General features: G+C 53.1%; 12 protein-coding genes, 2 tRNA genes and 1 pseudogene. 6 read left to right on the forward strand and 9 right to left on the reverse strand.

All coding sequences use genetic code 11. The annotated features are described in order from the left end of the window. Window positions 1–150 precede the first annotated feature (150 nt). Complete coding sequence (locus tag TU79_RS12610; protein WP_057008285.1) at window positions 151–2,187, reverse strand: NADH:flavin oxidoreductase; 2,037 nt, start codon at window positions 2,185–2,187, stop codon at window positions 151–153. Between the two features lie 137 nt (window positions 2,188–2,324). Here TU79_RS12610 and TU79_RS12615 point away from each other — a divergent pair, with 137 nt between their 5' ends. Continuing rightward, on the forward strand, window positions 2,325–2,984 hold the full coding sequence (locus tag TU79_RS12615) for a TetR/AcrR family transcriptional regulator (RefSeq protein ID WP_057008286.1): 660 nt from the start codon (window positions 2,325–2,327) through the stop codon (window positions 2,982–2,984). 180 nt (window positions 2,985–3,164) lie between these two features. Here the strand turns inward: TU79_RS12615 and TU79_RS12620 are convergent, their stop codons facing one another. Both TU79_RS12620 and TU79_RS12625 read right to left on the reverse strand, forming a co-directional pair. Beyond that, a complete protein-coding gene (locus tag TU79_RS12620; RefSeq protein WP_057008287.1) occupies window positions 3,165–3,548 on the reverse strand; it encodes a VOC family protein in 384 nt (127 codons plus the stop codon). A gap of 70 nt (window positions 3,549–3,618) precedes the next feature. After that, the gene (locus tag TU79_RS12625) at window positions 3,619–4,731 is read right to left on the reverse strand and encodes an S-(hydroxymethyl)glutathione dehydrogenase/class III alcohol dehydrogenase (RefSeq protein ID WP_057008288.1); all 1,113 of its coding nucleotides are present in this window, start codon (window positions 4,729–4,731) and stop codon (window positions 3,619–3,621) included. A gap of 136 nt (window positions 4,732–4,867) precedes the next feature. Between TU79_RS12625 and TU79_RS12630 the strand changes: the two genes are divergently transcribed. Further along, window positions 4,868–5,860, forward strand: a complete 993-nt coding sequence (locus TU79_RS12630) for a GlxA family transcriptional regulator (RefSeq protein WP_057008289.1) — start codon at window positions 4,868–4,870, stop codon at window positions 5,858–5,860. Between the two features lie 61 nt (window positions 5,861–5,921). Here TU79_RS12630 and amaA read toward each other — a convergent pair whose 3' ends face one another. Together amaA and amaB are read right to left on the reverse strand one after the other, a co-directional pair. Beyond that, window positions 5,922–7,208, reverse strand: coding sequence for an L-pipecolate oxidase (amaA, locus tag TU79_RS12635; RefSeq protein WP_057008290.1), 1,287 nt, complete (start codon window positions 7,206–7,208; stop codon window positions 5,922–5,924). 276 nt (window positions 7,209–7,484) lie between these two features. Then, a complete protein-coding gene (gene amaB / locus TU79_RS12640; RefSeq protein ID WP_057008291.1) occupies window positions 7,485–8,975 on the reverse strand; it encodes an L-piperidine-6-carboxylate dehydrogenase in 1,491 nt (496 codons plus the stop codon). Window positions 8,976–9,116: 141 nt separating this feature from the next. Between amaB and TU79_RS12645 the strand changes: the two genes are divergently transcribed. From TU79_RS12645 to TU79_RS25290, 3 genes and pseudogenes are all read left to right on the forward strand, one after another. Continuing rightward, the gene (locus TU79_RS12645; RefSeq protein WP_057008292.1) at window positions 9,117–10,022 is read left to right on the forward strand and encodes a LysR substrate-binding domain-containing protein; all 906 of its coding nucleotides are present in this window, start codon (window positions 9,117–9,119) and stop codon (window positions 10,020–10,022) included. Between the two features lie 228 nt (window positions 10,023–10,250). Beyond that, a complete protein-coding gene (locus TU79_RS12650; protein ID WP_057008293.1) occupies window positions 10,251–11,501 on the forward strand; it encodes a 2-aminoadipate transaminase in 1,251 nt (416 codons plus the stop codon). A 3-nt stretch (window positions 11,502–11,504) separates the two neighbouring features. Continuing rightward, a pseudogene (locus TU79_RS25290) lies at window positions 11,505–11,892 on the forward strand (FAD-binding oxidoreductase); the annotation flags it as partial. A gap of 407 nt (window positions 11,893–12,299) precedes the next feature. Here TU79_RS25290 and TU79_RS26590 read toward each other — a convergent pair. The 4 genes from TU79_RS26590 to TU79_RS12665 form a co-directional block, all read right to left on the reverse strand. Continuing rightward, the gene (locus TU79_RS26590) at window positions 12,300–12,764 is read right to left on the reverse strand and encodes a tyrosine-type recombinase/integrase (RefSeq protein ID WP_414896169.1); all 465 of its coding nucleotides are present in this window, start codon (window positions 12,762–12,764) and stop codon (window positions 12,300–12,302) included. Continuing rightward, the gene (locus TU79_RS26595) at window positions 12,709–12,978 is read right to left on the reverse strand and encodes an Arm DNA-binding domain-containing protein (protein ID WP_231986791.1); all 270 of its coding nucleotides are present in this window, start codon (window positions 12,976–12,978) and stop codon (window positions 12,709–12,711) included. The genes TU79_RS26590 and TU79_RS26595 overlap by 56 nt, the downstream gene beginning before the upstream one ends. Before the next feature lie 233 nt (window positions 12,979–13,211). After that, window positions 13,212–13,288, reverse strand: a tRNA-Asp gene (locus TU79_RS12660). A 19-nt stretch (window positions 13,289–13,307) separates the two neighbouring features. Next, window positions 13,308–13,383, reverse strand: a tRNA-Val gene (locus TU79_RS12665). A 159-nt stretch (window positions 13,384–13,542) separates the two neighbouring features. Between TU79_RS12665 and rdgC the strand changes: the two genes are divergently transcribed. After that, the gene (gene rdgC / locus TU79_RS12670) at window positions 13,543–14,463 is read left to right on the forward strand and encodes a recombination-associated protein RdgC (protein WP_057008294.1); all 921 of its coding nucleotides are present in this window, start codon (window positions 13,543–13,545) and stop codon (window positions 14,461–14,463) included. The last annotated feature ends 9 nt before the right edge of the window (window positions 14,464–14,472 follow it).

The following is a 14,472-nucleotide window of genomic DNA, read 5'->3' on the forward strand; positions in this document are numbered from 1 at the left end:
GATCGTGCCTACGACCACCTGCTTCCAACGAAATCAAATAACGGTTTTTATTATTGGTCATACTAACCTCAACCAGCCTGATGATTTATATATTGTTTTAATGGCAGTGCAAGGGTACGGCTTTATAAAATATTATAGGTATATTTTCTATTACAGGTCTTTGACGATACGCAATGCGTCATAGATAGCCGCATGTGTATTCCTTGCGGAAACGGCATCGCCGATTCGGAATAGCTGGAATTTACCATTTGGATTGGTGTCGATTTTTTGGGGGTTGCCAGCTATCAAGTCCATGTACTCGACAGCGCCTTCGTTGGAAGCGAACGGCTTCAGATCAAAATACAACTCGTCCAGTGGGCGAGTACCATGATTTACAACCACCTGGTCGACAATACGCACCTTTGTTAAAGAGCTATAGTCCGTACCTACTATCGCTTTGAGCTGATTGCCCTCTCGCTCAACCGCCATCAGACGGTAAGTAACGGTAAACGTCGTGTCCAGCTCTTGTAATGAACGCATGTATGGAACAAGGTTCATGCTCATCACCTCAGGCGCAAAGTTGCGGTCAGGCGTCATGATCTCCGTACGCGCACCGGCTTTGGCGATGAACTCGGCGGCCTGCAGCCCCGCATGGTCACCTGCGTCGTCGAATACCAGCACATTTTTCCCAGGCTTAACGTCTCCGGAAATGATGTCCCAAGCCGAAACAACCAAATCGTTACCTTTCGCCAGGACTTCCGTGTGCGGTAGACCTCCAGTCGCCACAATTACTACATCGGCATTTTCACCGAGTACGATGGCGGTATCGGCCCAAGTGTTGAAATTGAATCTCACATTGAAGCGTTCGCATTGAGCCATACGCCAATCAATGATGCTGATCATTTCCTTACGTCGCTCCGATTGTGCCGTCAAGCGAATTTGACCACCGGGCTGGTCTGCGACTTCATAGACTACGACCTCATGCCCGCGTTCGCCAGCGACCCGAGCGGCCTCCAATCCCCCGGGACCCGCGCCGATGATGACGATCTTGCGCTTCTTGTCAGCTTTGGGAATGTCGTGAGGCATCGTAGTTTCACGGCCAGTCGCAGCGTTATGAATACAATAGGCTGCGCCAGCGTTGTAGATTCGATCCAGGCAGTAGTTGGCCCCTACGCATGGTCGGATATCATCCTCACGCCCTTCAATGATTTTTCTGACAATGTGCGGGTCAGTCATGTGAGCCCGTGTCATACCGACCATGTCAATCAAACCCGATGCGATAGCATGACGAGCAGTTGCCACGTCGGGGATCTTGGCAGCGTGAAAGGTTGGGAACCCTGTAAGCGACTTGATCTCACCTGCAAAATCCAGGTGGGGCGCGTTGCGCATACCCTGAATAGGAATGATGTCGGTCAGGCCGGCATCGGTCGCAATGTTGCCACGAATGACGTTCAGGAAATCGATCATGCCACTGTCTTTGAGCAGCATCGAGGTCTCCAGCCCCTCGTCTTTTTGCAGACCTCCTGCGAGTAACTCATCACCGGTATAGCGAATGCCAACGATGAACTCAGTACCTACTCGCTTACGGATAGCGGTCAGGACTTCAAATGTGAAACGAAGGCGATTTTGAAGCGAGCCACCGTAAGGGTTATCCAGTTCGTTGGTAAGCGGTGACCAGAATTGATCCATCAAGTGGCCATACGCTTGAAGCTCAATACCATCCAGCCCTGCTGCCTTCATACGCTCAGCTGCATCTGCATAATCCCGGATGATCCTGTCAATGTCCCACTGTTCGATAACCTTCGGGAACGCGCGGTGAGCCACTTCGCGGTTATGGGACGGCGAGACGACAGGTAGCCAATCTCCTTTATCCCAGCGAGTGCGACGGCCGAGGTGAGTCAACTGAATCATCACAGCAGCGCCGTGTTCGTGACATTCGTCCGTCAGATCCTTCATCCATCCGACCACCTCATCCTTATAAGCAAGGATGTTGTTGAATACAGGCGGGCTGTCACGAGAGATCGCTGCGGAGCCGGCGGTCATCGTCATCGCAACACCCGCCTTGGCACGCTCGACATGATAGGCACGATACAGCTTCTTGGGCATGCCATCTTCAGGGTAAGCAGGTTCGTGGGAGGTGGTCATGATGCGGTTGCGCAGGGTGAGATGCTTCAGTTGGAAGGGCTGCAGCAGCGGATCGTTTTTCATGGAAGGCGTCTCAGGTCTTTATTGTTGGACATCAGCTATGGACGACATTACGACCCAATGTACACATGTGTCAAGCGGGTGTTCATATGTGTTTTAACCGCTTGCGGGGTAGCGATCTGCCTTGTACTATCCGACACATGAACAAGCCCCTGCCTAATACAGAAACTATCCGCGTGCCGCTTGAAAGCTGGCTTAAAGCGGCTTACGACAGCTTGATTGAGTCCGGTATCGATGCCGTAAAAGTTTTGCCGTTAGCAAAGAAATTAAACATCTCACGTACAAGTTTTTATTGGTACTTTGAGGATCGTGATGCACTGCTAACTGCATTGATTGGATTATGGAAAAACAAAAATACAGAAAATTTGGTCAAGCAGTCGAGAGCGTATGCGGAATCACTTTCCGAGGCCATACTGAATGTCTTTGATTGCTGGCTGAATACTGAGCTGTTCGACTCGCAGCTTGAATTTGCCATGAGAAGTTGGGCCCTACAGTCTGAAGAAGTTTCTAAGGAAATTCTGTCTGCGGACGCGCTAAGAATTGATGCGTTGGCGAACATGTTCGGTCGTTTCGGTTTTAATCCACTTGAAGCCAGAACGCGTGCCAGAGCACTCTATCTCACTCAGATTGGTTACATCAGCATGAAAATGGCGGAACCGACCGAGTATAGAATGCGCTACATCCCTGAATACTTGAAGATTTTTACGGGGGTAGAGCCTGAGCGCCGTGAACTTGAGAGATTTTATAGCCGACACGGATTTACTTTATCTGACGTTGATTTCTCCAAAGACAATGCATAAGTCAGAGACTGTATCTTTGGAGTAATATTCCAGAAGCCCTATCCTTCCCAATGAGCGTCGTCACACCTTCCATACGCCAATGGCCAGTTTCTCCATGGTATTTTAAACAACTCATGAACCGTTAATCATGGCCAGTCACCGGGCATAAGACGACGGCGCCCACGGCGCCGCCGAAACCGATTACTCGGCTTTAAAGCTATAAACAGCGAGTTTGTTGCCATCCAGGTCACGAGTGTAAGCAGCATAGGCATTAGGTGCCCAGTCGCGAGTCCCGGCCGCGCCCTCGTCTTTGCCACCAGCCGCGAGAGCTGCCTCATGGAAGGCGTTGATCGCGGCGCGATTTGGAGCCTCGAAGCTGACAGTTACACCGTTGCCCACGGTAGCAGGCTGGCCGTTTGCAGGCTTGAGTACGAAAAAGGAAGGCTTGTCCACACCCCAGATAGAACCATTATCGCCCAAGTCGGCGATTCGCTTGAAGCCAATCTTGCCGAGTACCTCGTCGTAAAACTTACGCGCTTTTTCCAGATCGTTAGTGCCAACAGTTACATGAGTGAAGATCGACATGAATTTCTCCGTCGCAGGTGGGTTATTGTGGAAAGAAACCGATGTCTGCGAAGAGACATCGGGAGACTGCTTAGAAGTGGACGACCGAACGAATGCTTTTGCCTTCATGCATCAATTCAAAGGCCTCGTTGATCTGCTCCAGACTCATGGTGTGAGTGATGAACTTTTCCAGCGGGATCTCTCCCCGCTCGGATTTGGCAACGTAGCTTGGCAGCTCAGTACGCCCTTTCACGCCACCGAATGCAGAGCCGCGCCATACGCGCCCGGTCACCAACTGGAAGGGGCGAGTGCTGATTTCGGCGCCAGAGGGAGCAACACCAATAATGATGGACTCGCCCCAGCCCTTATGGCAGGACTCAAGCGCCGCACGCATAAGTTGAACATTGCCAATACATTCGAAAGAGTAATCAACTCCGCCGTCGGTCAACTCGACGATAACCTCTTGGATTGGACGATCAAAGTCCTTCGGATTGAGGAAATCAGTGGCTCCCAATTCCTGCGCGATACCAAACTTGCTCGGGTTGATGTCAATGGCGATGATGCGCGATGCCTTAACCATCCGGGCGCCAATAATTGCGGCCAAACCAATACCTCCCAAGCCAAAGACAGCAACTGTTGCGCCCTCTTCCACCTTGGCGGTGTTCAGCACAGCGCCAATGCCGGTAGTTACGCCGCAGCCCAGGAGACATACCTTCTCAAGTGGAGCCTCCTTCGGGATCTTCGCCAAGGAGATTTCCGGCAGCACGGTGTACTCAGAAAAGGTGGAACAGCCCATATAGTGGTAAACCGGCTCGCCGTTGTAGCTGAAACGGGTGGTTCCATCGGGCATAAGCCCTTTACCTTGGGTAGCACGCACCGCCTGACACAGATTGGTCTTGCCGGAAACGCAAAATTTGCACTTCCCACACTCTGCGGTGTACAGCGGAATAACATGGTCGCCTATCTGCAGCGAGGTCACGCCTTCGCCGACAGCTTCAACAATACCGCCACCTTCATGGCCAAGAATACACGGGAATACGCCTTCGGAATCCTGACCGGAAAGTGTGTAAGCGTCTGTGTGGCAAACACCGCTTGCAACGATACGAACCAAAACCTCACCAAACTTCGGAGGCTGAACATCAACCTCAACGATCTTGAGGGGCTCATTAGGGCCGAATGCAACAGCTGCGCGCGACTTGATCATGGGATTGGGCACCTATCGACTGTAATTCAGGTAACCCACAATAGAAAAAATAGACCCGGTTTGCTGTTGTAACCGACATGGAATCCGGCCAAGTTGCCATGATATTGGGCCAAGCATTCAAGAAGAGAGCCATTTCATGAACGACATTGAAAGTACAACCTGCAGAACGATCGATATTGTGATTTATCCAGACTTTAAATCATTTGAAGCCATTGGTCCGATGACGGTATTTACTTATGCGAATAAGCACTTGGAAGCTCAAGAAAAGCCATTGGGATATCGACTCAGAATCATCTCGACAACAGTAGGCCCTATTACCTCCGACACATTGATGAGTTTGCATGCCTCCCACCCATTGATCGAATCCGACCTCCCCCATTCGGTGATGATAGTCGGAGCCCATGAGATTGAGCGGATCGTGGAAGAACAACCCGAAATTGTGGAATGGACCAAGCGTGTCGCTCCAAAGGTACCTCGCTTTGCGGGTCTATGCTCCGGTGCATTCTTCCTGGCGGAAGCAGGCCTGCTGAATGACAAACGCGCAACTACTCATTGGCGAATGGCGGAGGTTATGCAGCAGAAATATCCAAAGGTTCAGGTAGACATTGATTCCATTTTTACTCAGCAAGGCAATCTTTGGACGTCCGCTGGCGTAAGCGCCTCAGTGGATCTGGCCTTAGCCTTCGTGGAGGCTGATTTTGGGCATGAGCTTGCCCTGCAAGTCGCCAGGGACCTTGTGATTTTTCTTAAACGTCCGGGAGGGCAATCTCAATTCAGCGCCAACCTGACAAGCCAAATGACACAGTCTTCAAGCATGCGTGCAGTGCAGGAATGGGTATTGAGCAATATTGATCAAAAGATAAGCGTCCCGCTGATGGCCGAGCGGGCTTCAATGAGCCTCAGGCACTTCACTCGGACATTTCATAAGGAGGTGAAAATGCGCCCATCCGAGTTTCTTGAAAAGGCCCGAATCGATATGGCGCGCCGGCTGCTGAGCGAAAGTGAGCTACCGATGAAAAGTATCGCTTATAAATGCGGTTTTTCGAATACAGACCAGATGCGTATTGGTTTTCGCAAATATCTGTCCGTCACGCCTAAGGATTATCGGGATCGATTCTTAGGCGTCTGACGGCCTTTCAGCCGAACCCAAGATTAAATTCGGCTGCGCCCCGCCAGTCAAAAGTCTACTTTTACAGAACGACTCTCAAACATTGGCCCGCATGGTAGAGAGAAAATCCACTCTCATAGAATGCACTTCGCAATCCAGCCCCCTGAATGGGCTTCATTGTAGAGAACGGTATCGGTAACTCTTCAGGCAGGTCGTCGATCAAGTAGTCGGCCAAGGCCTTGCCAACAACAGTACCGGTAGTATTTCCACGCCCGTTATAACCAGTAACGGCGACGACGCCAGCGACCGGTTCAAACAAACGCATCAAGTGATCCGGCGTGAAGTCGATACAACCCGTCCAATGCATGTCCCACTCGATCTTGCCCAACTGAGGGAAGTAGTGACGCTGAATCCTGTCCGCCCAACTTTTTATAAACCAGGTCGGCTTGTTATCTGTTCGTCCAAGACTGCCAAGCAACAGTCGCCCGTCAGCATCCCGGCGGATACTACTCAACACCGTACGCGTGTCCCAGGAACCCTGGCCATGCTTCAGAACGTTGTCAGCCGCTGCACCCACCAGAGGTTTCGAGGCCACTTGATAGTAATAGCCGCGAAAATAATTCTTCTGCAGCTCAGACCAATCTCCCTCAGTATAGGCGCCGGTCGAAATGACGACTTTGTCTGACACAATCATTCCATCCGCAGTTTTGACCAGCCAGGAACTCCCCTGCTTCTCCAACCGGATAACGGCCGAGTTCTGGAACAATCGCCCACCCAGTCGCTGCACAGCTTCGGCCAATCCAGTGGTATAGCCCATTGGATTGATTGTTCCCGCGCGACGATCCAGCAAGGCCGCTGAAATCTTATCCGTACCGCAATACTCCTGGCATTGGGGTCCTGTCAGCAGTTCAACATCCGCCCCTCGACGCTTCCACTGATCATGACGGGCTTGCAAATCAGCGACACCTGAAGCGTTGTGCGCCATATGAAGGGTACCGTCGTTACGCGCCTGGCAATCGATACCCAGTCTGTTGATCGTGGCAAAAACCTGCGCGGGTGCGTCTCCAAGAACCTGGTTAAGGCGAGCACCCACCTTAGTCCCTAACGTAGCCTCAACATCATCGGGTCGAATCCAGGTACCGGCATTGACCAAACCTACGTTGCGCCCAGATCCACCGTGCCCCACTTGATGAGCTTCAAGTACAGCAACGCTTTTGCCTTTCTCGAGCAGCTTCAGCGCAGCAGACAACCCTGTGATACCGCCACCAATGACACAGACGTCCACCTTGATAGTACTTGCCAGAACAGTTGGCGATGCAAGTTGGGGAGTTACATGCTCCCAGAGACACTCTCGACGTAACTCAACCATACACTCGACCTCTCTACCGCAACTCGCAGTGAAACACATAGGTTTATAGAACCAGAGGTTCAGGAAGGATGAACTCACACGACTCGCCCGACACCTGGGCCTGGCTTTAAAAGCGTCCGCAGTGGGATTCGAGACTCGAAGAAAGAAGACATTACAGCCTGGACAAGCATACATATGGTGTTTGTCGGCTTCGCTCATTTACATCCTAACGACTGATTTTGCTCTCGAAAATTGAAGCTTCCCGCACCGATCAAAACCGGCGCGGGGGTAACGTGATCAATCGAAGACAATACCTTGAGCCAGAGGCAGCTCGCGAGAATAGTTGATCGTATTGGTCTGACGACGCATGTAGGCTCTCCAGGAATCCGAACCGGACTCACGGCCGCCACCGGTTTCTTTCTCGCCGCCGAATGCACCGCCAATTTCGGCACCACTGGTACCGATGTTGACGTTGGCGATACCGCAATCACTGCCGGACGCGCTTTGGAAACGCTCAGCTTCGCGCACGTCCAACGTGAAGATGCAGGACGACAGGCCTTGCGGAACTTCGTTGTTAAGACGAAGTGCGTCTTCAAACTCGTCATAAGCCAACACGTAAAGAATCGGCGCAAAGGTTTCGTGACGAACGACGTCGGACTGGCCTGGCATCTCGACAATGGCCGGCGCAACGTAGTAAGCGTTCGGGTACTGATCCTGCAACTTGCGTTCACCACCAAATACCTGGCCACCTTCGTCACGTGCCTGGTTCAATGCACCTTGCATCGAATCGAAAGCGTGCCTATCAATCAGCGGACCGATCAAATTGTCCTTGCGTGGATCGCCAATACGCACCTTGGCGTATGCAGCTTTCACTCGAGCAACAACGTCATCCTTGATCGAACGGTGCACGATCAAACGACGCAGCGTAGTGCAGCGCTGACCAGCAGTCCCGACAGCACTGAACAGGATGCCACGCACGGCCAAATCAAGGTCGGCACTTGGCGCCAGGATCATCGCATTGTTGCCACCGAGCTCAAGGATGCTACGACCGAAACGAGCAGCCACTCGTGGGCCGACTTCACGACCCATGCGGGTGCTGCCAGTCGCACTGATCAGAGGAATGCGCGGATCATCGACGAGAACCTCACCAGCCTCACGATCACCGATGAGCAGTTGGCTAAGCCCCTCTGGTGCCGGCCCAAAGATCTTCAGTGCTTGCTCGAACAGTGCCTGGCACGCCAGAGCAGTCAGAGGGGTTTTTTCGGACGGTTTCCACAGTACAGAGTTGCCGCAAACCAACGCCAGAGTCGTGTTCCAGGCCCACACAGCGGCCGGGAAGTTGAACGCACTGATCACGCCGACTACGCCCAGAGGCTGCCATGTTTCACGCATATGGTGACCCGGACGCTCGGACGCGATAGTCAAGCCGTACAACTGGCGAGAGAGACCGACTGCGAAATCACATATATCAATCATCTCTTGAACTTCGCCCAGACCTTCCTGAAGGATTTTCCCGGTTTCTACCGAGACCAATTCACCAAGCTGTTCTTTGTTTTTGCGCAACACTTCGCCGAACACACGCACGAGTTCACCACGGCGTGGCGCCGGAACATCACGCCAAGCCAGAAAGGCCTGATGGGCAAGATCGATCTTCCTGGCGACCGTGGCTTTGCCCTCCAAAGCCACGGAAGCGATTTGACTACCATCGATTGGTGTATGAACGGGATAACCGCCATTCGTGAATGTAACCTCGGAAACGCCAAGGCCTTTAAGCAGTCCATCAACCATTTTTTTCTCCTGTATCTGATGGTGGTCGAAATTATTTATCTAGTTCAGTATTAAACCGCCCTCCCCGTTCAACAAACGACGTTTACTCAGCACATCATTCCCTGAGCTAATGAGCTCGGCCTTCACTAGATAGAGAGAGACATGTCCAAACGCCTTACTCCTTCAATGGCTGCCCTACAGTGCTTCGAAGCTGCCGCTCGTCATCTGAGCTTCACTCGTGCAGCCGAAGAACTTCACCTGACCCAAAGCGCAGTCAGTAAACAGGTGGCTCAATTGGAGGAAATGCTGCGACACCTTCTCTTTCACAGGGTGCGCCGACGCCTGCAGCTAACACCGGCGGGCGAGCTCTACCTTGCGGAGGTTGATAAAATATTGACCCAGGTTGATATGTCCAGTCGGTACATTCTTTCATACGGAGGCGAGACAGAAGTCCTGCGGGTGGCAACCCAACCGACTTTCGGCGCACGCTGGCTAGTGCCTAATCTCAAAGGTTTCAGTAAGCGTTTTCCTAATATCCATCTGGAAATTCGCAGCGAACTGGAGCCTTTCGACCTGCTGAAGGCCAAGGCGGATGTGGCCTTCTTTTTCGGACAGGGCTCGTGGCCTGGAGCCGTCTGCACCAGGCTTTTCGGAGAGGATGTAGTTCCCGTGTGCTCTCCTGAAACGCTTGAAAACAAACCTATCAAGAGTGCAGCGGACCTCACTGATCTGATCTTGCTGCAATGCACTTCTCGACCCGAGGCTTGGCATGAATGGTTTCTTGAGCAGAATCTGCATACTGAAAACAGCTACCACGGGCCACGCTTTGACACTTTTTACATGTGCATTCGCGCAGCCCAGGCAGGCTGCGGAGTAGCCTTGGTACCAAAGTTTCTTGTCACTGACGAGATCGCCGACAAGAAACTGGTCGTTGCCTGGGACTACTCCGTGCGAAGCTCCGGCTCGCATTTCATGGCCTATTCAGAACACGCTGTCGACATCCCAAAGGTACGCAATTTTGCCGAGTGGGTACTGGAGCAAGCCGAATTTGGAAACTACCCGACTTGACCCTTCAAGAGTTTACGGAATGATTCTGTAATTTCTTTTCGCTTGTCGTGACCAAGCATTCCTCGCTTACATAGAAAAAACCTATGCCGTCAGGAATATCAAAATGCGAACGCTTGCCTCTAACAATTACCTATGGACGACACCTCTCAGTCTGAAGTTTGCCAGTTCTCCGTACGAGAAAAAGCGCAGCGAAAACATGTCACCTGAGGCAATGGAAAGCGTACTGCCATGACACTTTCTTCCATCAGCGAGTCCATCTCAATCGTCCATCCGATCACATTGAGCCACGGCATCAACGCGCAAGTATGGGACACAGACGGCAAGCGCTATATCGATTTCGTAGGCGGCATTGGCGTGCTGAATCTAGGCCACTGCAATCCACGCATAGTTGAGGCAGTGTGCGCGCAAGCCTCCAGGCTGACGCATTACGCATTCAATGCAGCGCCTCACGCCCCCTATAAGAAACTGATGGTTCGACTGGCCGAGTTCATCCCTGTGTCCTATCCGGTCAGTGGCATGTTGACCAACAGCGGCGCCGAGGCAGCAGAGAATGCGCTGAAAATCGTACGCGCCGCTACCGGTCGCACTGCAGTTATTGCATTCGACGGCGGCTTTCATGGACGTACGTTGGCCACCCTGAATTTGAACGGCAAAGTGGCCCCCTACAAACAGCGTGTCGGCACATTGCCAGGCCCTGTTTATCACCTGCCCTACCCGAGTGAAGACACTGGTATCACGGCACAGGAAGCGCTCAACGCGATGGATCGGCTCTTCAGCGTCGAAATCGATGTCGATGAAGTCGCCTGCTTCATTCTGGAACCCGTCCAGGGCGAAGGCGGATTCCTTGCTCTCGACCCTCAATTTGCGCAAGCGTTACGCAAGTTCTGCGACGAAAAGGGTATTTTGCTGATAGCCGATGAAATTCAGTCCGGATTCGGTCGCACCGGACAGCGCTTTGCCTTTACAAGGCTGGGCATCGAGCCCGATTTGATCCTGCTGGGCAAAAGCATTGCCGGTGGCCTTCCACTGGGAGCGGTGGTCGGAAAAAAATATCTGCTCGACACCTTGCCCAAAGGTGGACTGGGTGGGACGTACTCAGGCAACCCAATTGCCTGCGCAGCTGCGCTCGCCACACTGGACGAGATGACAGACACAAACCTTTCTTCCTGGGGCGAAAATCAGGAAAAGGCAATCGTTGACCGGTATTTCGCATGGAAGCAAAAGAAGATCTCTCCTTATCTCGGAAGATTGACTGGCGTCGGGGCAATGAGAGGTATCGAGCTGATAACGCCTGAGGGAACGCCAGCTACGTCGGTATTAGCACAGCTACTTGAAAGCGCCAGACAGAACGGTCTGCTTCTAATGCCCAGTGGAAAATCCCGCCACATCATCCGATTGCTACCACCACTCACTATCGAACCGGAAATCTTGAACGAAGGTCTCGATATTTTCGAGAGCTGCCTGGCTGGAATTCGCTAAAACATGATCGCCCAGATTGCTGCACCGATAGAGCTCACAAGGATATATCGTACTTTCCTCAACTCACTTCATGCGCAAGGTTTTAAGGGAGACATAACGCCTGACTACGCCAACCGGATGGTGCTCGCGACCAACCATTCGATCTATCGTCGATCTTTCGAAACACCTCAACCAAATCCTGGAAATCAACGTCCAGGAGCGTTGGGTTCGAGTACAGGCTGGTGTTGTCAAAGACCAGCTCAATGCGGCCTTGAAACCTCATGGTTTGTTTTTTGCCGCAGAGCTTTCAACATCGAATCGGGCCACTATCGGCGGCATGATCAACACTGATGCCAGCGGGCAAAGTAGCCGATGGGCTCTGGCCTGCGTGTTGAGTAAGACCAAGCCACATCACCGTTCACTGCCTTTTTGTATCGATAGCTGGCCATGTCGGAACGTCCACGAACCCAGCCTGGCGCAAGTTGGCAGCCAGTCCTTCCCCTTGCGATGAGATTCGAGTCGGCCCTCATAAAAGAAAAGGACCCGAAGGTCCTGATTTCAATCGCCAACAGAATTCAGTGGAACTCAGCAGTGCAATATTTGGGCACCGCGCACCGCGCGCCCTTAACTGCATTAGCCGCTGCACAATTGCAATTGCTTGGGTAGACAGTGGAATCACATAAGGTGGGATCTCATTGCCCTGGGTTCGAACACGGCTCCAGAGTTGCTTGACACCCTCCGGCGGCACCAACCAGATCCCTTTGTCGAGGTCGAATTGGTCTGGCGTCTCCGACCGCAGCTCTCCTGTACACCCTCCTGTCAACAGCAATAGACGAATACCAAGCCACACCCGTAGTGGGTAACGGTCCTGAGCAGTCCTGGAAGTTCATTTACCTGGAGGAAGGGATTATGGCGAACTGGCCGCGGCGTCTCGGCAACAATATCAAGGTCTGCTGCTGGGTTCACATCAACGAGCCCTTCCGCCATGGCAAGACGAAAGATCTGGTTGAGCCAGGTGCGTACCTTTCGAGCAGAGACCAGCACCCCTCTGCGCTCAATTCGCCTAATGACCTCCAGCACGTCACCACGAGAAATATCTGAGATCGCAGGATCGCCCAAACACGGCAGCATGTCCTTCTTCAGGTATCTGCTCACTTGTCCTGCACTGCCCTTCCTACTTTTCGTCAGCTTTTTACTTCGGAACTCATGCCAGCGACCAGCAACCGCTTCAAGCGTATTGTTGGCGGCGTGAGCGGGGATCGATATTGTCGGCCACCAGCGCACGTGCAGCCTCTCTCCGCTGGCTAGCCTCCTTGAGACTGACGTTGGGATAGATGCCAAGGGAAATACGCAATTGCTTGTCATGCCAATAGAAACGGAAATGCCAGCGCTTCGACCCCGTCGTGGGCACTTGCAGAGATAAGCCATCCCCATCAGTGAACGTATAAGGCTTGCTGGCGGGCTTGGCTTGCTTGATCGCTGTATCTGTCAGAGCCATCAGACACCTCCTTTTGCATCAAGGAGGGGAATACAACCCAGCGGTAGACGGACCAATACGAAAATTGATGCGCAAGGAATCGTAAAAGGCTGTGCCAGCGGTGTACTTAAATGTGTACTTAAAAACCGTGGCTGGAGATGGATTCCAGTGGAATTCAGAAAACGAAAAAAGCGGCTCAAGGCCGCTATTTCCGTGGCTTCCAGGCGTTCAGTGGGCCTTGGTGGAAGCAAATATGGCGCAGCGGACGGGACTCGAACCCGCGACCCCCGGCGTGACAGGCCGGTATTCTAACCGACTGAACTACCGCTGCGCGTAACACGTAAAGCGAATGGTGGGTGATGACGGGATCGAACCGCCGACCCTCTGCTTGTAAGGCAGATGCTCTCCCAGCTGAGCTAATCACCCTTCGTTTCGGTGTGGCGCGCATTCTACGGAGCGACCCTGGGTCTGGCAAGCACTTTCTTGAATCTTTTTTTTCAGCCCTTCCAATGGCTTACGCAGGGTTGGCCTGCGACCATATCAAGAGAATAATGCCCCCCTTTGTGTAGAGGAGAGACTCACCCCATGTGGTTCAAGAACCTGCTTATCTATCGCCTGACCCAAGATCTGCCTGTTGATGCCGAGGCGTTGGAAGCGGCCATGGCCACCAAACTGGCGCGCCCGTGTGCGAGCCAGGAGCTGACCACCTACGGTTTCGTCGCCCCTTTCGGTAAAGGTGAGGACGCGCCTCTGGTTCACGTCAGTGGCGACTTCCTGCTGATCGCTGCGCGCAAGGAAGAACGTATCCTGCCGGGCAGTGTGGTGCGTGATGCCGTCAAGGAGAAAGTCGAAGAGATCGAAGCCGAGCAGATGCGCAAGGTCTACAAGAAGGAACGCGATCAGATCAAGGATGAAATCATCCAGGCGTTCCTGCCGCGGGCCTTCATTCGTCGCTCGTCGACCTTCGCCGCCATTGCGCCGAAACAGGGCCTGATCCTGGTCAACTCGGCCAGCCCGAAACGCGCCGAAGACCTGCTGTCGACCCTGCGCGAAGTGATCGGCACCCTGCCGGTACGCCCGCTCACGGTGAAAACCGCACCGACCGCGATCATGACCGACTGGGTCACTACCCAGAAACCGGCCGACGATTTCTTCGTGCTCGACGAATGCGAACTGCGCGATACCCACGAAGACGGCGGCATCGTGCGCTGCAAGCGCCAGGACCTGACCAGCGAAGAAATCCAGCTGCACCTGACCACCGGCAAGGTGGTGACCCAGTTGTCGCTGGCCTGGCAGGACAAGCTGTCGTTCATGCTCGACGACAAGATGACCGTCAAGCGCCTGAAGTTTGAAGACCTGCTGCAGGACCAGGCCGAACAGGACGGCGGCGACGAAGCCCTGGGTCAACTGGACGCCAGCTTTACCCTGATGATGCTGACGTTCGGTGATTTCCTGCCGGCGCTGATCGAAGCGTTGGGCGGCGAAGAGACCCCGCAGGGCATCTAAAACCATGTG

This window comes from Pseudomonas trivialis, from assembly GCF_001439805.1.
In the GTDB taxonomy this organism is placed as follows: Bacteria; Pseudomonadota; Gammaproteobacteria; order Pseudomonadales; family Pseudomonadaceae; genus Aquipseudomonas; species Aquipseudomonas trivialis.

Bases quoted from the DNA above. Each gene is read 5' to 3' on its own strand.
- TU79_RS12610 (WP_057008285.1), bottom strand. From the start codon at position 2,187: ATGAAAAACGATCCGCTGCTGCAGCCCTTCCAACTGAAGCATCTCACC.
- TU79_RS12615 (WP_057008286.1), top strand. From the start codon at position 2,325: ATGAACAAGCCCCTGCCTAATACAGAAACTATCCGCGTGCCGCTTGAA.
- TU79_RS12620 (WP_057008287.1), bottom strand. From the start codon at position 3,548: ATGTCGATCTTCACTCATGTAACTGTTGGCACTAACGATCTGGAAAAA.
- TU79_RS12625 (WP_057008288.1), bottom strand. From the start codon at position 4,731: ATGATCAAGTCGCGCGCAGCTGTTGCATTCGGCCCTAATGAGCCCCTC.
- TU79_RS12630 (WP_057008289.1), top strand. From the start codon at position 4,868: ATGAACGACATTGAAAGTACAACCTGCAGAACGATCGATATTGTGATT.
- amaA (WP_057008290.1), bottom strand. From the start codon at position 7,208: ATGGTTGAGTTACGTCGAGAGTGTCTCTGGGAGCATGTAACTCCCCAA.
- amaB (WP_057008291.1), bottom strand. From the start codon at position 8,975: ATGGTTGATGGACTGCTTAAAGGCCTTGGCGTTTCCGAGGTTACATTC.
- TU79_RS12645 (WP_057008292.1), top strand. From the start codon at position 9,117: ATGTCCAAACGCCTTACTCCTTCAATGGCTGCCCTACAGTGCTTCGAA.
- TU79_RS12650 (WP_057008293.1), top strand. From the start codon at position 10,251: ATGACACTTTCTTCCATCAGCGAGTCCATCTCAATCGTCCATCCGATC.
- TU79_RS26595 (WP_231986791.1), bottom strand. From the start codon at position 12,978: ATGGCTCTGACAGATACAGCGATCAAGCAAGCCAAGCCCGCCAGCAAG.
- rdgC (WP_057008294.1), top strand. From the start codon at position 13,543: ATGTGGTTCAAGAACCTGCTTATCTATCGCCTGACCCAAGATCTGCCT.